Genomic DNA, 19,927 nt, shown 5'->3' on the forward strand with positions numbered 1-19,927 from the left:
GTTGTTTATCCTGGTATAATTTCTAATAGGTTAAATTGATAAGATGAGGAGTTTTAAAAATGAATGATAAAACTAGGCTTGAAGCATTGTCGACATTCTTAAAAGCTAAGCGTGCCCAAATTAAGCCAGAGTCTGTTGGTTTGCCTGCCGGAAATCGGAGAAGGACACCTGGATTACGAAGAGAAGAGGTTGCACAATTAGCAGGTGTAAGTACCACTTGGTATACATGGCTAGAGCAAGGAAGAGATATAAAAGTTTCTTCAATCGTACTTGATTGTATTTCTACAGCTCTACAATTAAATAATGATGAAAGAGACTACATATATGACCTGGCAATAGGGACAAAATCAGAAATTACAAATCAAAAAAATAATCAATCAGAGCTTAGCCCTTCTTTAAAGCGAATACTAACTGAATTAACATATTGTCCGACTATCATTACAGATCGACATTGCCATATAGTGGGCTGGAATCCGGCAGCTGCTCATGTTTTTTTAGATTTTGAACAAATACCGAATGATCAAAGAAATTTGATTCGTTTAGTGTTCACTAGAAAAGAATTTAAAGCATTGGCCGTCAATTGGGAGCATTTTGCGAAAGGTTTTCTTGCTATTTTCCGTACCTATTATGGACACTATTTAGGCGATGAATGGTACAACCAATTTATTAATGAAATGAGTTATTCTCATTTAGAATTTCAGGATTTGTGGCAAGAAAGTCAAGTGAGTAAGGCACCAGAAATGATAATTGAATTCAGACATGCTAAAGCAGGCAAAATGTTGTTTAATTTAACTTCTCTTCAGGTTCAAGGTGAGATGGACTTACGGTGCAGTGTCTATACACCAGTAGAGGAAACGGATACAGAGAATAAATTAAAGCGATTAATGAAAAGGGTTTCGGTTAAAAATTAATAAAGTATTTTCGTTATTCCAATATAAGGAGCGATTGTAGACAAGAAGTAAAGGATGATACATATTATTGATAACTAATATAGATCACCCTTTATTTTTTATGGCTTTTTACGATTTAGGTCTTGATAATAAATTAAACAACTTTATTTTCACGAAACATTGATTTATCTTCAAGAATGAATCTATAATATGTAAAAACTTCAAAGGGGAGCTATGAATGGAGCGGGAGATTGTAGAAACAACATATTTTACTTTGCATACTTTATGTGACGGTGTGTTTGCTGCCATTGCTAAACCAGGTCAAGGTGCTTGGAGTAATGCAGGAATAATTGATTTAGGTGACGAGCTTCTAGTTTTTGATTCGCTAAGTACTCCTTCAGCGGGGGAAGAGTTAAGACGCCAAGCTGAAAGTTTAACGGGTAAGAAAGTAAAGTATTTGATTAACAGTCATTATCACGGGGATCACGTTTTTGGAAATCAAGTGTTTTCAGATACAACGATTATTTCTACATATGTTACGGAGAAATTGTGCAAAGAAAAGAATATGATTGAAGACTATGAGAAGGAAAAGCAGGACATGAATCAATACCTGCTTCATCTTAAAAATCAAATCGATTCAACAGAGGACACCATTATAAAAGCGAGTTTAATCAACCAATATCAAGAAATGTCGAAAGTGTTGGATGACTTATTTCAATTACAACTTGTGTTACCATCCTTGTTGTTTGAAGAAAAATTGACCATCAGGGGTTCCGATAAAACTGTAGAATTATACTGTTTAGGCGGAGGGCATTCACCGAGTGATACATTTATGTATCTACCTAAAGAAAAAATAGCTTTTATGGGTGATTTAGCGACAGAGGATTTACATGTACCGATCTATAACCCTGAAGAATTTTTGACCACATTAAAGCGAGTTAAACAAATCGATATAAATGTAATTGTACCTGGTCATGGTAATGTTGCAGATTTGACTTTATGCGATACATTAATTGATTATTTGTCTTTAATGACTCAACGCGCAAAAGAAGCTCTTCAACGAAAATTGTCACTAGAAGATTTTATTTCTGAATTTGGTATTCCTAAAGAGTATAGGGAATGGAAGGGAGTAAACGGTATTAAAGCTAATCTTACAACGATATACAAGTACTTTCAAAAAAGCTAAATCCACTTTTAAAAACGTGGATTTTTTAGCGTTGATGAAATACGGACAATAGAATCTGATTAATGATAATTAGTATTGCAAATATAGTCGCTAATTGTGTTCGTCCTGTAGCATACAGAGTTATGACGGCTAAAGAGAATATCACAAATTCAAGCATAAAATGTAAAGTCCCATTCAATGGAAATGTTGCTTTAGGTGAACCGAACATGCTCCAAATAACTACGAACAAAGCGGGTGCTCCAATGCCAAGTAAAAGCTTGAAGAACATGCCTTTCCCAGTTTGTATACCCCAATATCCATAAGCCATTAACACACAAATTTCTAATAGAAAACGAAGACCTAAATTCAACACCATAGTATCCCTCCGAAAAATTGGATTTTGAAAGGGTAAACATCAACGCTTATAAAGTGAACAGAAATGCTAATGAAAACGCTCATCGCTGATAAAACTACAAACATCGCTGATAAAACTATCAAAACCGCCGATAAGATCGCAACTTCGATTCTTAAGCTATTTGCTGTAAATGAGTTTTAGTAAAGGCTTCATCATATTTTAAACCATAGCCTAGTGCACGATCTAAAAAGATATGGGCTAGCCAAATTATAGAGGCCATTAGTAGCGGTGTCGATACAGTGACAAAACCTATAATCAAGAGAATGACTGGGAAAACTAAACTATGACCAATATTGTAAAAGAACGCGCCAACTTTAGTGTTTACAATGTAGCCTAACATGCTTATATCAGGTAGTAATAACAGCAATACAAAATAGAGGAACGAAAATTCAAAATGCCAGTAGAAAAATACACTTCCTACAAATGCTAGTAAATATTCCAATGAGATAATATTACGTAGTTTCATGATGACCACTTCCTTTTTGTAATTTATTATACATATCGTCGATCAGTGAACCGATGACCAATTTATTTTCCGCGTATTTTCCTTCAGCTAATAATGTTTGAGTGAGCTGCAAGGATTGTAGTGCCTGCTGATAAAAAAGTAACTGCTGTTCAATGTGGGTGATCTTTATAGAGAAAAGCTGTACTGTTTCTTGATTGCAGGAATCTGAAATGGGCTTTTGCTCTAGTGTAAGAAGCTGTTTGATTTCTTGTAATGTAAAGCCAGCCTGTCTTAATACTAAAATGAATTTTATTGTATGTTCACAAGTGACATCATACACTCGATAGCCATTGTCCTGTTTATTTGGATGTAGTAATCCTTCTTTTTCATAGAAACGCACGGTATCAGTAGATAAATTATACTTAGCTGCAAACTGTTTGATTTGCATATGAACACCTCCTTGAATTTATCCTAACATTGGAGTGTACTCCAAGGTTAAATTTTTGAAAATGAAGTGAAACGGTCAGTTATTGGCAGTCGTTAATAGTATAAGAGGGGGAGGTGGACGGCATACTTGAAAAAATTATGGATGAACATGCAGAACATTTATTACGTCTCGCCTATTTTTACGTGAAAAATACGCACGCAGCAGAAGATATCGTGCAGGAGGTTTTTATAAAATTTTCTCAGCATGGATATGAGGAACGTGGACAGCTACGTGCTTATCTATCTAGATTAACGATTAATAAAAGCAAGGATTATTTAAAAAGCTGGCATTATAAAAAATTAATTTTACAAGAAAAAATATTTCCGGTGAAGGCCAACATACAGCGCGATGCACTAATTGAAGCAGAAGAAAGATCGCATATTGGGGCAGCTATTTTACAGCTTCCATTGACATATAGAGAGCCAATTATCCTTTACTATTATGAAGAAATGAAGATTGCCGACATAGCACAAGTTCTAGGTATTCTAGAAAATACTGTGAAAACTAGGCTAAGAAGGGCAAGAGAAGCCTTGAAGTCTCATTTAAAGCAGGAGGAATGGGAGGTGCTTGGACATGAATGAATGGCAAAAAGAAATGGTGAAAGTAGCAGGGGATATAAGTGAGAGTAAGGAGCGTGTCAAAAAACGTGTTTTACAGCAGCAGAATGTCAAAGCTAAAAAGCCCATTCGTTTCGCACTTTTAACAGCAATTGTGACGTTTTGCTTAGTTGGATTTATCATGGTACAGCTACTAAATAAGGAAACGAAACAATCGGCAAACAAGTTTAACGATACACTGCTTACTCATTTCGAAAAAATCACGCGTATCAATTGGGGCAAACAAGACGAGGAATTTTACTCAAAAGAGGCATTTGAACGCTACAAGAAGGTAGTTGCCATTTATTATTATGCGAAATCACTTGATATTCAATATTCTGAGGCAGAGCTAAAGGCTGTGAGAAATGAGCATTATGACGAGCTTGTTACGCTACAACAAGTACCTGAATATGCAGAGCTTTTTAAAGAAGAAGGAGTCGATAAATATTTTAAGAAGTATTTGGAGCCATTGTTACCGATGTATGCAACTAGAAAAAAGCTTGAAACCTTTTATTTAGAAAAATACCCCACTTTTCCAAAAGGTATAGTACAACAAATAGCCGCTCAAGATGCTCTCCGTTATTTTGATAAACATTTTGCTGAGCAGGCAAAAACATTTCAGGAGCAAAATGGCATCAAGAATTATAATAGTAGCTCACATGGAACTATATATATGGGAACAGTCATAAAAGTAGAGGTAGAATCCAATGCTTTTCTATTTGTTAAAGGAGTTGTTCCGAAGGACTTAGAAAACCTTTCTCAAGAGCAGATCATGAAAAAGTACCCAAAAGCTACTTGGTATCCGGTTATGGATGATTTCTTCCTTAAGCAAGGAGATTATGTTTGTTTAGAATCAAATAGTAGCCAGTCAATTGATGAAAATGGAATTGTCACACATTACGGGGTATTAAACAATGTGGAAATTAGTGAACCAACAGTCACTACTAAGCTCAACATCCAAAATGAACAGGAAGCCATTCAATTCTTTCGACAAACAGTGTGGCAGCCTGCTGAAGATATGGAAAGCCCTCCAGATTATTCATTTATGCTAGAGGGAGTTCGTGTAGATGTCTGGCTTAGTTACGGTCAATCACTTTATGTATATAAAGAGGGTTACGGAATTGTACATCTTAGTCAAAAAAGATCAGAAGAGTTAAAGGCGATATTAGGTATTGAAAAGTAATTTATATTCATTCCATTGACGACAGTCAGCAAGTCTCTTTAAAGAAGAGACTTGTTTTTTATTTGCCAGGAACTTATAGTTTTTGTACTACTATAAATATTTTCCATATAAAAAGAGTCGTTTTTACAGGTATATACAATCTTTTTAGGAGAAATGAATCACTTATTATTATTATGAGGTTAATTTTACTCATAAATTTGAAAATAAATGAGTCTGAGGAATTGTAATATTATGCACATAAAGATAGTATTAAAGAAGTAGGGGTTAATATAAGGAGGGGCGGTATGAACACACAGGAGTTTGAAGAATTATGGATTACGCTAAATGAATTGTATAATGCGGATCGCTTTATAGAATATATAGAAATAAGTAGTGCCGCAATTGAAAGTGCTATTGCGCTTGGTATGTATAAAAAAGCAATCCTGTTATTACGCTATAGCTGTGCAAGCTATTTTCAAACAGGTGATTTGCAAGTTTCCATTAGTGTGCTTGAGCAATATCGCGAATTAACCTTTCAATATGGCGATGATATCGATTTAATCCATCATTATATTTTAGCGTCCATTTATTGGGGGACATTGGGTCATTTAAAGAAATCTAAAGAGTTTATGATTAAGGGATTAGAGATTGCTGAGCGTATTCAACATATAGATAGTATAGGGAAAATTTATAATAATTTAAGCGACTTAGAAAACTCTTTAGGGAACTATCAAAAAGCGAAGAATTTTGCATTAAAGAGCTTATACTATGCTAATTTTTTTGAGAAAAAGCATGAAAATCCTTATACAGGGATTATTTATTCAAAAATAAACTTAGCTGTCGCACAAATTTGGTTGGAGGAATTTGATGAAGCAGATGAATTATTGCAAGAGCTGTTGGCGATGATTCAGAAACCACCTTATTCCAAGGTACAATTGGAGGTTATGAATGCCTATGCTTTACTTTGTGAAAAACAAGGACGCATTGGCGAGGCCATTGATTTGTACCAAAAGTCGAAGCACTACGCCTTACAAAATAATGATTTATCTATGCTTCAAACAATCTACAATTCTTTGGTGAAGCTAATAGAAGAGCAAGGTAATAAAATTGTATTATGCTCGATACAAAAGGAATATATTAACATTTTACTTGAAATACAAAGGGAAAATTATACTCATTTGTTATTTGAGATGGAGTACAATGACCAGAAGAAACAATTAGAAAAAAACTCTTTCATTGATCCATTAACGAATATATATAATCGACGATATTTTGATGAGAATGCTGTGAAAATGGTAGAGAAAGCTTCAGCAGAAAATCAGCAATTAGCATTAATGATGATTGATTTAGATCATTTTAAAGAAATCAATGATACAAATGGTCATTTATTTGGTGATGATACTTTAACGATTACTGCTACTAAATTAAAAGACTATTTTCAACCATTCGAGTCGATAGTTGCTCGTTTTGGCGGAGATGAGTTTATTGTTCTTAGTCAATTACAGAAGGGTGAATCTGTACAAATGATGGCGGAAAATCTCTATCAAACATTAAACTCTATGTCTGTAACAATCAATGATGAGACCGTTCATTTGGAATTTAGTATTGGCGTAAGTACAAACAATCAAGGCCAAATTACAGCGGTCGAAGAGTTGATCCATAATGCGGACACAGCACTATATACGTCCAAGCGCAACGGTCGTAACCAAATCACGGTCTTTAATCATTATAGTGATGCGGGAAATAGTAAATAAACAAGGCAGATGATTTGTATTAGCGGATTTCATATTGTGGCGTTCGATTATAGCGAAATATTTCTATCATAAAGGATCTGCTTCATTTCAACGAACAGTCGTTGGAGTTTGGCAGATTCTTTTCTTTTAAATATTTTTTTAAAAAATGAATCGGAAATGAAGTGGCGTCCGTCAGTAGTTTAGAAAGAAGGTGGGACAACAAATGGATATCGAAAAAATTATTGCAGAGCACGGTGACTATTTACTAAAGGTTGCTTATTTATATGTGAAAAATGAAGCAACAGCTGAAGACATTGTGCAGGATGTGTTTATCGCCTTTTATCAAAAGCAGGAGCAATTTCGTCAAGAATCATCATTACGTACATATTTAGTGAAAATGACGGTCAATCGAAGCCATGATTATTTGCGTAGTTGGAAAAGTAAACGACTGACACTCTTTGAAAAAATAACAGGGCGTACGACAGCGGTCACGCCTGAAAAAGAATTACTTGCGAAGTCTACAAAACGAGAGCTAGTGGAAGCTTTGTTTACATTATCTGTGGCATATAGGGAAGTACTGATTCTCTATTATTTTGAGGATATGACAACAGTGGAAATTGCACAGCTCGTATGTTGTCCAGAAGCAACAATACGTACAAGATTACAGCGTGCGAGAAAGCAACTTGCAACAGCAATCGGTGATTATGATTGGGAGGTGTTACGCCATGAATCAATTTAAAGAAGATGTGCTAAATGAACTTCGGGATGTAAAGCTTACAGATGAAAAAAAACAAGCAATTGCCCAAAAAGCTCGTAGTAAAACTAAACAAAGAAGAAGTAGTCCGTGGCAATATCGCGTGGTACTAGCAACGTTTACGCTTTTTGTCATTGGTTTTAGTTATTTATTATCACACAATAAAAATTCAGGAAGTCATCAGGCAGCTAGCTTACAGCAAAAATCGGACACATGGAGTATATGGACATTTTTACAATACGACTTAGTAAAAGGTATATTGCTTTTTAGCTTTTTGGTAGGGATTGCTTTTATTATTAAACGGGTGTTAATCAAGAAAGGATATGGCCTTCCGGTATGCATTGAGTGTGGGGAAACTTGGTCAGAAAAGCAAGCTCGAAAAATGTACCGGAAAAATGGACAACTAGAATGTCCTTATTGTGGGAAGAAACAATATCGTACGAAAAAATCTATGCAAGTGGGTGGCATTTTAACATTTCCAATTCCTTTTTTCGTTTTTATGCAACTTGTTTTTGATAATATTACGATTGGAATTATTTTCTTTATAGCTGGTGTTCTTATTTATTATCGTCTATTAGCACCGTATGTCTTTGATTTACAAGAAAATGATCCTATCAATGATCCGCTTTGGTAATTTGTGAAGAAAAATTGCTAGTTCACTATAGCAATTTTTCGAAATAGATTGACAACAGTTTTTATTTGCATTATCTTTGTGTTAACTTGTTTTCAGCATGAGTTAACATACAAAGGGAGGCAATTTTGTTTGAAAAAAAGTAGTACATACAATTATGTGTTAGCGGCATTTGGAGCAGCGATTATTGCTGTTCTTGCACAAGTAACGATTCCGCTACCACTTATTCCAATTACAGGACAAACATTAGCAGTAGGCTTAGTCGTAACGATTTTAGGGACAAGAGTTGGTACGTTATCAGTACTGCTTTATATTTTACTTGGTGCAGCAAGTCTTCCGGTATTTAGCGGTTTTTCAGGGGGATTGGGTATTTTAGTTGGTCCTACAGGTGGCTATATTGTTGGATTCCTTGTTACGGCAATTATAATGGGCTTATACTTAGATAAATTTGGGCTAACAATTTTCCACGCAATTGTTGCGAACATCATTGGGATGGTTGTGACATTGGCGTTTGGAACGACTTGGTTAAAAATTGTTGGAGATTTAACTTGGACAGCAGCATTTATGGGTGGTGCGGCACCATTTATCGTCGTAGGTATTGTGAAAGCTGTTCTAGCAGCATGGTTTGGCGTAATTGTTCGTCGTCGCTTAGAGCGAGCACATTTAATTTCTTTCAGCGGGTTCCAAACACCCGCTGAACAGAGGAACTCAGTCTAAGAACGCCACGTCCTGTGGCAACTACTGAGTGACCAACATCGAGTTGGCCCAAGCCTCCGGCGGATGTCACGGAATCGGAAAGGAGTTCTTTGTGCTAGCACAAAGCCGATTCCGGACGCAATTATGCCGAGGCATAATTGATTAGAAGCAATTGCATAGGAGGAATTGTTTTGGCAACGTTATGGACAGGTGGAAAAATTTACACGATGGCGCAAGTTGGCGAAACAGTTGAAGCAGTCCTTGTAAAAGAAGGGAAAATTGTGGCGACAGGCTCGGTAGATAACTTGTCGCCACATGCTACTTCTATTCAACATTTACAAGGGAATGTGATGTATCCAGGCTTTGTCGATAGTCATTTACATATTATTGGCTACGGGGAGAAATTAAAGCATATTGATGTATCGAACGTCAGAAGTAAAGACGAGCTACTGGCAATTATTCGTGAACGGATGCTAGAAGTTCCTGCTGATGAATGGATCATCGCAATAGGGCTTAATGAGACACAATTTGAAAGGCCTATTTTTCCAACATTAGCGGAGCTTGATGCTCTAGGTGAAGCACATTTAATTATTAAGCGCAGCTGTCATCATTTAATTTTAGCTAATTCCAAGGCGCTGGCATTTGCGGGAATAACAAAGGACACACCATCTCCAGAAGGTGGTGTCATTGATAAGGTGGATGGACAGCTAACAGGAGTCTTAAAAGATGCAGCATTGTATATGATTGTGAACAATATGCCTCATATTACGCCTGAGTATATTGAGGATGCTCTCGAAAAGGCGGTAATATCCCTGCAATCATATGGCTTAGTAGGTGGTCATTCTGAGGATTTAAGTTATTACGGACCGCCGTTTCAACCAATACATGCTTTTCGAAAGATTGTTGAGGCAAAGCAAGCGTTTAAAGTTCATTTATTACAACACCATACGGTATTTGAAGAAGTTGCCAAGATGGAAGAAACATCTTCTCCTTATTTAGAGTTTGGTGCCATGAAGATTTTTATCGATGGTGCCTTTGGAGGACGTACTGCTGCTCTTCGTGAACCGTACTGTGATGAACCAGGCAATTGCGGTATGCTCGTACATTCAACAGAACAATTAGAAGAATATGTTCAACTTGCACGTCAACATGGACAAACAGTGGCAGTGCATGCCATTGGAGATTTAGCCATTGAAATAATTTTAAAAGTATTTGCCGTCCATCCGCCCCGCGAAGGTGAATTAGATCGTGTTATTCATTGTAGCTTGGTCGATGAAGGTATTTTAGAAAAACTTGCTGCGTTGCCTGTCGCAGTGGATATGCAACCGCAATTTGTGCAGGGAGAGTATGAGGCAGAACTAGCTAGGCTAGGGAAGGAACGAGCAAAAGGCTTGCACCCGTTAAAATCGCTACTAGATCGTGGATTAGTTGTTGCAGGTGGTAGTGATGCCCCGATTGAAGTACCCAATCCCTTACATGGTATATATGCTGCGGTAACAAGACGGAATTTTGGAGAATCTCATAATGGCTACGGTCCAGAGGAAAAAGTTTCGCGCTTTGAGGCAGTAGGACTCTATACTGTAGGAGCTGCACAAATAATAGCGCAAGACCATGTCCGAGGTAAGATTGAAAAAGGTTATACAGCAGACTTCACTATTCTAGAAGAGGATCTTTTTACGATAGCTATCGAAAATATTCCACAAGTAAAAGTCGCTTATACGGTTGTTGATGGCCGTATCGTTTATGAAAAAAGTGCCCAGTCATAACGGTCACATTTTGCGAAAAAGCTATACTTTATTAAAAGTAACCATCTTAATTCATTGACATAATATTTTTATAAGAACGTGAAAAACGCTGTAAAGAATAAACTTTACAGCGTTTTAGCTTGTCGACAACAAATAATGTGGAACAATAAACAAAGGTTGATTTTCACTCCGAGTGGCGCTTAATCTCCTCGTCACTCCGTTCCTGCGGGGCTTTCAGCGTAAGCTCATCCCGTAGGAGTCGCCACTCTCTGTGAAAAATAAACGGTTCCTCATCACAGGGTGTGTCGAACAAGCTTAAACCAAACTAGAATTTAAGGCAATAACAATAACGATTCAATTAACTTCATAAGTTGTTGTTTTGTCTGGCTCAAATAGTTTCTTTTTTTAGAAGAAATTAATAATCCTATAGGCATTTTCGGATCAAATCCTTTAACCTTTAATGATATATTTGTTTGTTCTAAACTAGTTCCCTTAGGGATAATGCCTATTGCATTCCCAAAAATCATTTGTGGAATGAGATGCAATGCATTGCAATTGTAGACTCTTTTAAAGGATAAATTGTTTTCTGATAAGAAAGCATTCACAGATCGAGAATAATAACAACTATTCTCTCCAATTATAATAGGGTAATTAATGATATCAGATATTTCAATTGCCCCTTTTTCTAATATTGGATGATGAGGATTATTTACAATAAATTCAATTTGTTCTTTACAAAGTGGAGTGAAATTCACATTGGAACTATTTTTGTTGTTTCCACAAACAGCAAAATCAATTTTATTTTGATCTACCATTTGTGATAAAAGCGCTGTATTTCCCACGACAAAATCACAATGTATGTACGGTTTCTCATTGTTTAAATATTTTAATATAGACGGGATTAATTTTTGGGCAACAGATTCTGTTAGTCCTATTTTTACTGTTCCTTTCTCCTCATTACTTATTCGCTGCGCTTGAGTTATTGAATAATCCCAATGGATTAACAAGTCATCTACTTCCTCTACAAATAAAGTGCCTTCATCTGTCAACCTGGCATCCCACCCTCGTTCAAATAAAAGAAAACCAATTTCCTTTTCTAGTTTTTTTATATGAGTTGTTACGGTTGACTGAGCATAGTTTAATTTTTTTGCCGCAAGTGAAAAAGTTCCTTCTTCAACAATTGTTTTAAATGTATTTAACTCTTTTATTTCCATTTTGACACCTCATCTTCATCGGTTTTATTGATAATAATGTGATTTATTTTCAATTATACAAATCGAAGTCGCGGAAGTAAAATAAAGTTTATAAGAGAGGGAGTGAATATATGCCGTTTGTCCATGTTTATTATCGAGAAGATCTATTGAATAAAGAAGACTTAAAAAAGGTGAGTAATCGTATTCATCATTCATTAATTGAACATTTTAAAATTCCGGTAGATGATTATTTTCACATGTGTTTACCTTACCAATCTAATCAATTTTTTTACGATCCGGATTATCTCTTAGAAGGGGAGAAAAAGAGATCAGATAAAATGATATATATTTCCATTACATGTGCGCCAGGAAGAACAATAAATCAGAAAAAGAATTTGTATCAATCCATTTCGGAAGTTTTTTATCATCAGTTAAACATCTCTACAACTGATATTTTTATTACATTAAACGAGTCTTCTGCTGAAAACTGGTCATTTGGTCAAGGAATAGCACAAATGGTTAATATGAAGGAGGAAAAAGAATAGTGAATGATCGTATCGAATCCAATATACCTAAGAAAATGAGAGATATTGCTCCCGATTTTGTTGATTACGGTGAAAACATATTATTCGAAAAAGTATGGAGAGATCCTACGTTAACATCAAAAGAAAGAAGTTTATGTACACTATCTGCTCTAATTAGTATTGGTAATACTGAACAACTAGGATTTCATCTACAATTGGCTGAAAAAAATGGAATTAATGAAAAGGAAATTATTGCTTTGATAACACATTTGGCCTTCTATGTTGGATGGCCTAAAGCAGCTGCAGCGTTAAACGTAGTACTGAGTAAAAAATGACTATATGGTATCACATTAAAAGCATCTATTTAATAGGGAAAAGATGAAATAAAAGAGGTGTAAAACTTTGTTTAAAAATAAAGTGGTATTGGTAACTGGTGGTGCAACAGGAATTGGAAGTGCAACCTGTATAAAGCTATCTTCTCTAGGCGCTAAGGTGATTGTAAACTATTCAAAGTCGGTTCAAGAAGCACAGGATACGTACAATCAATTATCAAATCCTGGGCTGTTGTATCAGGCAGATATTAGTGATGAAAGACAAGTGAAAGAAATGATTTCTGCTTGTATTCAAAAGTTTGGAAAGTTAGATTATCTCGTTAACAATGTTGGTATTACACATCAATTAGCTATGGATGATTTTGATGGATCGACTGATGCAATCTGGGATAAACTTTGGGCTGTAAATGTTAAAGGAACATTTTACTGTATTAAGGCAACTGTACCCTATTTAAGAAAAGGAGAAGATTCAGCAATTGTTAATGTTGGAAGTGTAGCAGGTATAACCGGCTTAGGCTCCTCCGTTCCATATGCAGTAACAAAATCTGCTGTGCATGGATTAACAAAATCACTTGCCTTTTCCCTAGCACCAGACATAAGAATTAATAGTATTGCTCCCGGTGCTGTTGATACAAGGTGGTGGAAAGGAAATGAAGAGAAAATGGAAGCACTAGCTGGAAATATTCTGTTAAAAAGGATTTCCACACCGGAGGACATTGCTGAAACCATTTGTTATACACTTCTTCAAAAGTCACTAACCGGACAAATCATAACAGCAGACAATGGTCAAACTATGTAAGAATCGATTACCTTTTTATATAAAGTATTGAAATGTTGAAAAGTACTGTTTGTAATAATCCATCAGTAAACATCTTTTTGTGGCTTCATAATAAAATTACACCATTCCCCCTTTGGATATGATCATGTACTGTAACTCGAATAATTGGTAATAAAAAATGATCAATCTTTTTTATAAAAAATAATTTCATTGACATAATATTTTTATAACAACGTGAAAAACGCTGTCAAGAATAAACTTTACAGCGTTTTTTTCATGCAACAATAATTTTTTAAGAAGCTACCGTCTTTCTGATAAATCTTTCACTTGATGCTCTAGCATTTTCACTCGTGTTGTTAAATCATCTACTTTTTGCTGAAGTGTTTCTTGAGGAGGCAGAGGAGCTGTAGATTTCATTTTTTTAATCATATTAATCATCACGAAAAACAGGGCCAGGAAAATTACAAGAAGTACGGTTGTAATAATATCTCCAAGGTTAAAAATTGTTTGTATCATCATTATTAGCCCCCTTTATTTGTATCGATTTTATTATTTACCGAGTTACAACCAAAAAAGTTTCAAGAAAATATTTATAGACACCATAAATACAGAAATCTTATCATTTTTTCTTGCATATTATATGGGACAAATTGTATTTCAAGAGCTAAATGTAATTTGAAATAAATGACTTTACATATCATATAGAAAGAGCTTATAAAAATCGTAAAGATGCTTAAGATAGGGGATACGATAGGTATGACTGAGGTGAGTAAATGCACAAAGAGGGACAAGTAATGCGACAAGCCGTCTTCAATATTTATATGTATCGCATCGATTATATACAGGTTTTCGCACTGATTAAGTTATTTCAGTTTTTATTAATTGTTCCTATGACGGCTATCGTATTTAAGCTAATGCTGAGAGTAACGGGCTACACACATATTACAGAGAAAAATATTCAAAGTTTTATGGTGCATCCCTTTGTCATCTCGATGATTATTCTTTTGATGATGCTCATGTTGCTATTTATTTATTATGAAATGGGCTTTCTTTTTTTAATGGCCTTTTATCAACAACGGGGAATTCGCTATCGATATCTACACATATGGCAGCAACTCAATCGTAAGGTTATTTCTTTTTTTAGTATTCAAGTCATTTTTTTATTTATTTATATTGCCCTTTTATTGCCATTAGCCTCATTTATATTTCCACTAACGTTCACTCAAGCAATGTCCATTCCGCATTTTTTGACTGATGAAATAATGAGTAATCGTTCGGGGCGTTTACTTTATGCTGTTGTAGTAATTGTTTTAGTAATTGTGGGGATACGTAGCATTTTGGCATTGCCGATTTTTACAATCCAGCCCAAAATAACATTATTTCGTTCATTGATACAAAGCTGGCGTTTTTCAAGGCAGGGCTTGTTTAAACTCCTTGGATTATTAGCTATGCTTGTTACGGTTCATTTACTAGTGATGCTTGGAATTACACTTATAAGCACCTTGCCATTATATATTTTGGAGCGTTTGATACCGACTACAGCACTTGTCACAGCGGCGATTACTCTTGCTTTTTTAGAAATGGTTTTCGTCGTGTTATTTAGTTTGCTGCAAGCAATGTTTTCACAAGTAATAGTGGCTTTTACCTATAATACGCCTTTAGGCAAGTCAAGGTTTACACCGAAATTTAAGAAACGGCGCTATAAGCCATTGTTTTTCATTGTTTTGGTTGTTTTCATCGTATTAAGTGTGATGAATATTATTTCGTTAGAGAAAAGTGTTTATGCACCAGACACCAAAATTATTGCTCATCGTGGCTACACAACAGGTAATGTGGAAAATACGATCAGTGGCCTTGTCAGTGCAGCAAGTACAGGTGCAGATCTAATCGAGATCGATATTCAGCAAACAGTAGATGGACAATTCGTTGTATTTCATGATCAAACATTAAGAAGACTAACTGGTAAAAATGGTGTTATCGCCAATATGACGCTCGGAGAATTAAAGACATTATCGATTCATGCTAATGGCTTTAACGACAAAATTTCATCTTTAGATGATTTTATTGAAGTAGCAAAAACGCTAAATGTTTCCTTACTAATTGAATTGAAAGTTCATGGTAAAGAAACGGAAGATATATTGCCCAAGTTAGTAGAAAAACTGAAGTCTTATAAGGTGCTCGATACGTATTATGTGCAATCATCAGATCCACAAATGATGACACAGTTAAAAAAATTGGCGCCGAACTTACGTGTTGGGATTGTCTATGCTTTAAATATCGGGCCTATGGATGAAACAGTTGATTTTATTTCACTTGAGGAAGCATGGGTAACAGATCAACTAATTGCAGAGGTGAAGCAACAAAAGATTGATTTGTTTGTCTGGACATTGAATGAAGACCGATCATTACAAGAATTTATTCGGAAAAATGTCAATGGAGTCATTACCGATCTCCCAGATATAGCTTTGAAAATAAGGAAAAAACAAAATGAGCGTGAATATTTTTTGCAGCGTATATTAAATCTACTGCAATTCATGTTTTAGTTTTATGTGATTAAATGCAATACCCGCGCGAAGCAGGGAAATACCCGCGGAAGACGAGCGAATACCCGCGCGAAGCAGGGAAATACCCGCGGAAGACGAGCGAATACCCGCGCGAAGCAGGGAAATACCCGCGGAAGACGAGCAAATACCCGCGCGAAGTAGGAAAATACCAGCGGAAGGAGAAAATACCCGCGCGAAGCAAGAGATTACCCGCAAAATGAATAAAATATTCATCTAAAAGTTAGAGTGAAAGCCGTGATTCTTCATCGTAAAAGAATCACGGCTTTTTTAGATGCATAAAAAAATGTTGGAAATGTTGTAACCTTTTTCTTTTATAATCGACTACTACATTGAATTCGTGAAATGAAGGAGATGCTTTTTTATGAAAATGACGAAAGTCGTACCATTTGCCATGTCAGCATTATTAATCGGGGGCGCTGTAGTAGCTCCAACTGCATCAGCAAAAGAAGCAGAAGCGGTTGTGACAAACGCTACTGATAATAATGAACAAAATCCGCAAGTTCAACCTATTTTTATTAAAATAGCTGGAACAATTGAAAATGTTGAAAAACGTGAGGATTCAACATATTACACTGTTAAAGAGGACGAAAATACAAATGTTTTTGTCGTAAATGACGACACACTAGTTTTCGATAATACTGGTAAAGAAGTTAAACTCCAAAAAGGTGATAAAGTAACGGCTTACACGTATGCTAACAAACCAATGTTGATGATTTATCCACCACAATATAATCCAGAAGTAATTATTGTTGAAACAAAAGAAATGGGAACTGTAGAAGTAGACTTTTTCAATAAAGAATTAGTGAATACTGATAACACGTTAAAGCTAAATGTTGGTAAAGAAACGGAATTACTTAGCCTGTCTGGTAAAAAAGTAAAGGCTGAGGATTTAGCAGAACAACATTTACTAGTGTTCTACACAATTGCAACAATGAGTATCCCAGCACAAACACCACCTTCAAAAGTTGTCGTTTTAGATACGATTCTACAAGAGCCGGGTGAGGTTGATCCTGGTGAAGTGGATCCATCTAAAGCTGCTGTACAAGAAATTATAAACAAAGATTTTTATGAGGTTGAAGGTACTAAAATGGTACCGCTACGTTTAATTGCCGAAGAGTTAGGCTTTAAAGTAGAATCAACAGGGAAAGGCGCTATTATTTCTAAAGGCGCATTATCTTATACAATTACGCGTGGTCAAAAAGAATATGGCTATAATAAAGCACTTCATTATTTTGAAGTGGCACCCGCTTTATTAGAACCAACAAAAACATATGTACCAGTTGAATTTGTTGAAGAATTAATGAAATAAAACAATTGAACTTCTCCCTGTCAAGTGACGGAGGAAATAGTAAAAATATTGAACGGCTTAATCCCTATATACTAATGGGCTTAAGCCGTTTAATCGTTTTTGGTAACGTTCAATTATTACAATGTCTCTTACCTATGCAGAATAATACTTGCGGTAGAAAAAATCGATAAAGGAGAAGACTCTTCTGATGTAGAAAATACATATAAAATACTTCAATAGGAGGCAATTATATGTTTATCGTTAATGTTGAAGCGGCAATATACAAAAATGAAAAATGGCTGATAATAAAACGTAGTGAAAAAGAAGAACACGCAGGGGGAGCATTTTCTCTTGTTGGAGGTAAAGTAGAAAAGGGAGGGTTCTCAACAAATATTTTAGAAAGAACACTTATAAGGGAAATTGCCGAAGAAGTTGGAGTGAAGGTTTCAAACCTAAGATATGTTAATAGTTCCTCCTTTCTGACAGATGCAGGTATTAGTGTTGTAGACATCGTATTTCTTTGTAGTCATCAGTTTGGAGAAGCCTTTGCAAAGAGTCCTGATGAAGTTGACAGTGTCGTGTGGATGACAACTGAACAAATACTCGATAATTCTTCTATACCTATTTATTTAAAGGAAAATATACAACTTGCAGATAAATTAGCAAGAAATAATACAACGGTATCATGATGTTAATTAGTTGCCATTCTATGCTTCATCAAATTATGCATTGAATTTAATGAACCGAAATATTCCATTAAGAAGGCAGCGTAACCATCTAAATTTAGGTGTATGGATAATTGAAAGTTTGTTAATTGAAGTAGATTCTTGGGGGAATAAGTATCTAAATGAAATCTTGAGGTAGAGGAACAAAGCTAAAAACATCACGTCCAGTGATTACGTCTTCGTGACAAACAATATGTCCTAAAACGAGGTTCATTAGATGCAAGCCAGAATGCGTCCATTTAAAAATTGATGTCTACCTCTTTTTTTAAAATTCTCTTTAAATGGAAAATAGATTTTTGTACAATTAGGTAATTAAAGGTCAGAATCTTAAAGGAGAATTATATGAAACAGGCATTAATTATTATAGATATGCAGGAAGCTTTCTTCTTGGATAGCCAAAACTACTTATTTGATTATGAAAAAGTGTTAGAAAATATTAATATGTTAATTACTTGGGCACGGCACAGTGAAGTTCCGATTATTTTTATCCAGCATACGGATTCAAATAAAGACGACGATTTTGCGTTTGGCAAGCCAGGTTGGGATTTATATCACGGGCTTCTACGACAACCGGAGGATAAAGTGATTCAAAAAACAACGTGGGATGCATTCTATCAGACTGAATTAACGCCATACATACAGGAACAACAAATTGAACAGCTTATTTTCGCAGGTGCTCAAACAGAATTTTGCCTAGATACGACCATTCGTAATGCTTACAGCCATGGATACCATCATAATATTTTAGTTGAAGGTGCACATACCACACTAGATAGTGAAGTATTAAATGCACAGCAAATTATTAAACACCACGAGTCCGTTTGGCACAATCGATTCGTGAAAATTCAGCCACGTACTTTTTTCAAAATAAGTAAAAGGGGTTTCAATAATGCTCATTAACAGCCAAGAATTTAATGTAAATGAACTTCATTATACAATTAGATCCGCTAATATCGAAGATGCCCAAGCATTATCAGATTTAAGGTTACAGCTTGATGGTGAAACGGAAAACTTTGATAGAGAACAAGGGGAAGGCTTTATCGATATGAAAGGATTTGAAGCGATTATTAAGGAAGACTCAGAAAGTCCAAGGAATTTGTGTTTAGTAGCGGTGGTCGATAATCGCATCGTCGGATTTTCTAGATGTGAGGGGTCTTCATTAAAAAGATTTGCTCATAAAGTAGATTTCGGTGTAGGTGTATTAATGGAGTTTTGGCGCTATGGGATAGGCAAAAATTTCTTGAAAGCAACGGTAGAATGGGCTGACGCTAATGACATTAAAAAAATGGTCTTGACTGTTGTAGAGACAAATGACAAAGCGATTTTGCTCTATAAAAAGCTTGGCTTTGAAATTGAAGGCGTTTTAAAAAATGATAAGCTGCTTTCAGATGGCAACTATTATAATACGATTGTCATGGGAAGGATTAAGGCATAATTTGAAAATAAACCCAGCTAAGCAAATAGGTGCTTAGCTGGGTTTTTTACAACAAAAACTACTTGCTTCTCAAATTGGCACGAAAAAATGACCTGGACATACGATTCTTTGCAAACACGTAATGCATATTTGAATTTAACGAAATTACATGGATTTTGTGATACGTATATTGAGAATTGCTATGGCAAGATGGAAGACGGTCTAAATGGTGGTCTCCCGAAGAGAACTATAAACAGCTTAATTAGTGTTTTTTATAAAAATAACACTTGAAGCAGAAAATATTGTATTTTTTAGCTAAAAATAGCTTATCTATAAAAATGCCGTTATTTACAATCACTTTGCTGAATTTTCTGATTATAATACAAGAGA

Annotated in this window: 22 protein-coding genes and 1 pseudogene; 18 read left to right on the plus strand and 5 right to left on the minus strand. The window is 35.4% G+C overall.

Going from position 1 to position 19,927, the window contains the following annotated elements; translation table 11 throughout:
• Nucleotides 1–59 precede the first annotated feature (59 nt).
• On the plus strand, nucleotides 60–911 hold the full coding sequence (locus ACIQLB_RS07780) for a helix-turn-helix transcriptional regulator (RefSeq protein ID WP_400723352.1): 852 nt from the start codon (nucleotides 60–62) through the stop codon (nucleotides 909–911).
• Between the two features lie 217 nt (nucleotides 912–1,128).
• The gene (locus ACIQLB_RS07785; RefSeq protein WP_400723355.1) at nucleotides 1,129–2,076 is read left to right on the plus strand and encodes an MBL fold metallo-hydrolase; all 948 of its coding nucleotides are present in this window, start codon (nucleotides 1,129–1,131) and stop codon (nucleotides 2,074–2,076) included.
• A 25-nt stretch (nucleotides 2,077–2,101) separates the two neighbouring features.
• Here the strand turns inward: ACIQLB_RS07785 and ACIQLB_RS07790 are convergent, their stop codons facing one another.
• From ACIQLB_RS07790 to ACIQLB_RS07800, 3 genes are all read right to left on the minus strand, one after another.
• A complete protein-coding gene (locus ACIQLB_RS07790; RefSeq protein WP_400723358.1) occupies nucleotides 2,102–2,431 on the minus strand; it encodes a YrdB family protein in 330 nt (109 codons plus the stop codon).
• Between the two features lie 151 nt (nucleotides 2,432–2,582).
• The gene (locus tag ACIQLB_RS07795) at nucleotides 2,583–2,936 is read right to left on the minus strand and encodes a DUF4260 domain-containing protein (protein ID WP_400723361.1); all 354 of its coding nucleotides are present in this window, start codon (nucleotides 2,934–2,936) and stop codon (nucleotides 2,583–2,585) included.
• Nucleotides 2,923–3,363, minus strand: coding sequence for a MerR family transcriptional regulator (locus ACIQLB_RS07800; RefSeq protein WP_400723364.1), 441 nt, complete (start codon nucleotides 3,361–3,363; stop codon nucleotides 2,923–2,925). Before ACIQLB_RS07800 ends, ACIQLB_RS07795 begins: the two co-directional genes overlap by 14 nt.
• Nucleotides 3,364–3,476: 113 nt before the next feature.
• On the opposite strand from ACIQLB_RS07800, the gene ACIQLB_RS07805 reads away from it, so the two are divergent.
• From ACIQLB_RS07805 to ACIQLB_RS07835, 7 genes are all read left to right on the plus strand, one after another.
• Nucleotides 3,477–3,983, plus strand: coding sequence for a sigma-70 family RNA polymerase sigma factor (locus tag ACIQLB_RS07805; protein ID WP_400723367.1), 507 nt, complete (start codon nucleotides 3,477–3,479; stop codon nucleotides 3,981–3,983).
• The gene (locus ACIQLB_RS07810; RefSeq protein WP_400723370.1) at nucleotides 3,976–5,181 is read left to right on the plus strand and encodes a hypothetical protein; all 1,206 of its coding nucleotides are present in this window, start codon (nucleotides 3,976–3,978) and stop codon (nucleotides 5,179–5,181) included. Before ACIQLB_RS07805 ends, ACIQLB_RS07810 begins: the two co-directional genes overlap by 8 nt.
• Nucleotides 5,182–5,465: 284 nt before the next feature.
• The gene (locus ACIQLB_RS07815; RefSeq protein WP_400723373.1) at nucleotides 5,466–6,914 is read left to right on the plus strand and encodes a tetratricopeptide repeat-containing diguanylate cyclase; all 1,449 of its coding nucleotides are present in this window, start codon (nucleotides 5,466–5,468) and stop codon (nucleotides 6,912–6,914) included.
• 202 nt (nucleotides 6,915–7,116) lie between these two features.
• Nucleotides 7,117–7,632 (plus strand): sigma-70 family RNA polymerase sigma factor, encoded by a 516-nt coding sequence (locus tag ACIQLB_RS07820; RefSeq protein ID WP_400723375.1) that lies wholly within the window; start codon nucleotides 7,117–7,119, stop codon nucleotides 7,630–7,632.
• A complete protein-coding gene (locus ACIQLB_RS07825; RefSeq protein ID WP_400723378.1) occupies nucleotides 7,619–8,281 on the plus strand; it encodes a TIGR04104 family putative zinc finger protein in 663 nt (220 codons plus the stop codon). Before ACIQLB_RS07820 ends, ACIQLB_RS07825 begins: the two co-directional genes overlap by 14 nt.
• A gap of 129 nt (nucleotides 8,282–8,410) precedes the next feature.
• Nucleotides 8,411–8,995 carry a biotin transporter BioY gene (locus tag ACIQLB_RS07830; RefSeq protein ID WP_400723381.1) on the plus strand — a complete coding sequence of 195 codons (585 nt, stop codon included), beginning with the start codon at nucleotides 8,411–8,413 and terminating at the stop codon, nucleotides 8,993–8,995.
• A gap of 170 nt (nucleotides 8,996–9,165) precedes the next feature.
• Entirely contained in the window at nucleotides 9,166–10,740 is a 1,575-nt protein-coding gene (locus ACIQLB_RS07835; RefSeq protein WP_400723384.1) for an amidohydrolase, read from the plus strand.
• Between the two features lie 311 nt (nucleotides 10,741–11,051).
• Here the strand turns inward: ACIQLB_RS07835 and ACIQLB_RS07840 are convergent, their stop codons facing one another.
• The gene (locus ACIQLB_RS07840; protein ID WP_400723387.1) at nucleotides 11,052–11,933 is read right to left on the minus strand and encodes a LysR family transcriptional regulator; all 882 of its coding nucleotides are present in this window, start codon (nucleotides 11,931–11,933) and stop codon (nucleotides 11,052–11,054) included.
• A gap of 110 nt (nucleotides 11,934–12,043) precedes the next feature.
• Here ACIQLB_RS07840 and ACIQLB_RS07845 point away from each other — a divergent pair, with 110 nt between their 5' ends.
• The 3 genes from ACIQLB_RS07845 to ACIQLB_RS07855 all read left to right on the plus strand — a co-directional run bounded on the left by ACIQLB_RS07845 (nucleotide 12,044) and on the right by ACIQLB_RS07855 (nucleotide 13,567).
• The gene (locus ACIQLB_RS07845; protein ID WP_400723389.1) at nucleotides 12,044–12,457 is read left to right on the plus strand and encodes a tautomerase family protein; all 414 of its coding nucleotides are present in this window, start codon (nucleotides 12,044–12,046) and stop codon (nucleotides 12,455–12,457) included.
• On the plus strand, nucleotides 12,457–12,771 hold the full coding sequence (locus ACIQLB_RS07850) for a carboxymuconolactone decarboxylase family protein (protein ID WP_400723392.1): 315 nt from the start codon (nucleotides 12,457–12,459) through the stop codon (nucleotides 12,769–12,771). The genes ACIQLB_RS07845 and ACIQLB_RS07850 overlap by 1 nt, the downstream gene beginning before the upstream one ends.
• Nucleotides 12,772–12,838: 67 nt before the next feature.
• On the plus strand, nucleotides 12,839–13,567 hold the full coding sequence (locus ACIQLB_RS07855) for an SDR family NAD(P)-dependent oxidoreductase (RefSeq protein WP_400723395.1): 729 nt from the start codon (nucleotides 12,839–12,841) through the stop codon (nucleotides 13,565–13,567).
• A 279-nt stretch (nucleotides 13,568–13,846) separates the two neighbouring features.
• Here ACIQLB_RS07855 and ACIQLB_RS07860 read toward each other — a convergent pair whose 3' ends face one another.
• Entirely contained in the window at nucleotides 13,847–14,065 is a 219-nt protein-coding gene (locus ACIQLB_RS07860) for a FeoB-associated Cys-rich membrane protein (RefSeq protein WP_400723398.1), read from the minus strand.
• A 254-nt stretch (nucleotides 14,066–14,319) separates the two neighbouring features.
• On the opposite strand from ACIQLB_RS07860, the gene ACIQLB_RS07865 reads away from it, so the two are divergent.
• The 6 genes and pseudogenes from ACIQLB_RS07865 to ACIQLB_RS07890 all read left to right on the plus strand — a co-directional run.
• On the plus strand, nucleotides 14,320–16,089 hold the full coding sequence (locus ACIQLB_RS07865; RefSeq protein ID WP_400723401.1) for a glycerophosphoryl diester phosphodiesterase membrane domain-containing protein: 1,770 nt from the start codon (nucleotides 14,320–14,322) through the stop codon (nucleotides 16,087–16,089).
• 382 nt (nucleotides 16,090–16,471) lie between these two features.
• Nucleotides 16,472–17,419, plus strand: coding sequence for a stalk domain-containing protein (locus ACIQLB_RS07870; RefSeq protein ID WP_400723404.1), 948 nt, complete (start codon nucleotides 16,472–16,474; stop codon nucleotides 17,417–17,419).
• Between the two features lie 230 nt (nucleotides 17,420–17,649).
• Entirely contained in the window at nucleotides 17,650–18,087 is a 438-nt protein-coding gene (locus ACIQLB_RS07875; protein ID WP_400723407.1) for an NUDIX hydrolase, read from the plus strand.
• 378 nt (nucleotides 18,088–18,465) lie between these two features.
• The gene (locus tag ACIQLB_RS07880) at nucleotides 18,466–19,023 is read left to right on the plus strand and encodes a cysteine hydrolase family protein (RefSeq protein ID WP_400723410.1); all 558 of its coding nucleotides are present in this window, start codon (nucleotides 18,466–18,468) and stop codon (nucleotides 19,021–19,023) included.
• Nucleotides 19,013–19,558 (plus strand): GNAT family N-acetyltransferase, encoded by a 546-nt coding sequence (locus ACIQLB_RS07885; protein WP_400723413.1) that lies wholly within the window; start codon nucleotides 19,013–19,015, stop codon nucleotides 19,556–19,558. The genes ACIQLB_RS07880 and ACIQLB_RS07885 overlap by 11 nt, the downstream gene beginning before the upstream one ends.
• 78 nt (nucleotides 19,559–19,636) lie before the next feature.
• Nucleotides 19,637–19,777: pseudogene (locus tag ACIQLB_RS07890) on the plus strand (GNAT family N-acetyltransferase); the annotation flags it as partial.
• Nucleotides 19,778–19,927: the final 150 nt, after the last annotated feature.

Source organism: Lysinibacillus sp. NPDC092081 (assembly GCF_044755845.1).
GTDB lineage: Bacteria > Bacillota > Bacilli > Bacillales_A > Planococcaceae > Lysinibacillus.

What these genes read in the sequence shown, in the direction of transcription:
- ACIQLB_RS07880 (WP_400723410.1), top strand. Translation starts at nt 18,466, where the DNA reads ATGAAACAGGCATTAATTATTATAGATATGCAGGAAGCTTTCTTCTTG.
- ACIQLB_RS07885 (WP_400723413.1), top strand. Translation starts at nt 19,013, where the DNA reads ATGCTCATTAACAGCCAAGAATTTAATGTAAATGAACTTCATTATACA.
- ACIQLB_RS07845 (WP_400723389.1), top strand. Translation starts at nt 12,044, where the DNA reads ATGCCGTTTGTCCATGTTTATTATCGAGAAGATCTATTGAATAAAGAA.
- ACIQLB_RS07810 (WP_400723370.1), top strand. Translation starts at nt 3,976, where the DNA reads ATGAATGAATGGCAAAAAGAAATGGTGAAAGTAGCAGGGGATATAAGT.
- ACIQLB_RS07785 (WP_400723355.1), top strand. Translation starts at nt 1,129, where the DNA reads ATGGAGCGGGAGATTGTAGAAACAACATATTTTACTTTGCATACTTTA.
- ACIQLB_RS07860 (WP_400723398.1), bottom strand. Translation starts at nt 14,065, where the DNA reads ATGATGATACAAACAATTTTTAACCTTGGAGATATTATTACAACCGTA.
- ACIQLB_RS07825 (WP_400723378.1), top strand. Translation starts at nt 7,619, where the DNA reads ATGAATCAATTTAAAGAAGATGTGCTAAATGAACTTCGGGATGTAAAG.
- ACIQLB_RS07790 (WP_400723358.1), bottom strand. Translation starts at nt 2,431, where the DNA reads ATGGTGTTGAATTTAGGTCTTCGTTTTCTATTAGAAATTTGTGTGTTA.
- ACIQLB_RS07795 (WP_400723361.1), bottom strand. Translation starts at nt 2,936, where the DNA reads ATGAAACTACGTAATATTATCTCATTGGAATATTTACTAGCATTTGTA.
- ACIQLB_RS07780 (WP_400723352.1), top strand. Translation starts at nt 60, where the DNA reads ATGAATGATAAAACTAGGCTTGAAGCATTGTCGACATTCTTAAAAGCT.
- ACIQLB_RS07815 (WP_400723373.1), top strand. Translation starts at nt 5,466, where the DNA reads ATGAACACACAGGAGTTTGAAGAATTATGGATTACGCTAAATGAATTG.
- ACIQLB_RS07800 (WP_400723364.1), bottom strand. Translation starts at nt 3,363, where the DNA reads ATGCAAATCAAACAGTTTGCAGCTAAGTATAATTTATCTACTGATACC.
- ACIQLB_RS07870 (WP_400723404.1), top strand. Translation starts at nt 16,472, where the DNA reads ATGAAAATGACGAAAGTCGTACCATTTGCCATGTCAGCATTATTAATC.
- ACIQLB_RS07875 (WP_400723407.1), top strand. Translation starts at nt 17,650, where the DNA reads ATGTTTATCGTTAATGTTGAAGCGGCAATATACAAAAATGAAAAATGG.
- ACIQLB_RS07840 (WP_400723387.1), bottom strand. Translation starts at nt 11,933, where the DNA reads ATGGAAATAAAAGAGTTAAATACATTTAAAACAATTGTTGAAGAAGGA.
- ACIQLB_RS07820 (WP_400723375.1), top strand. Translation starts at nt 7,117, where the DNA reads ATGGATATCGAAAAAATTATTGCAGAGCACGGTGACTATTTACTAAAG.
- ACIQLB_RS07865 (WP_400723401.1), top strand. Translation starts at nt 14,320, where the DNA reads ATGCACAAAGAGGGACAAGTAATGCGACAAGCCGTCTTCAATATTTAT.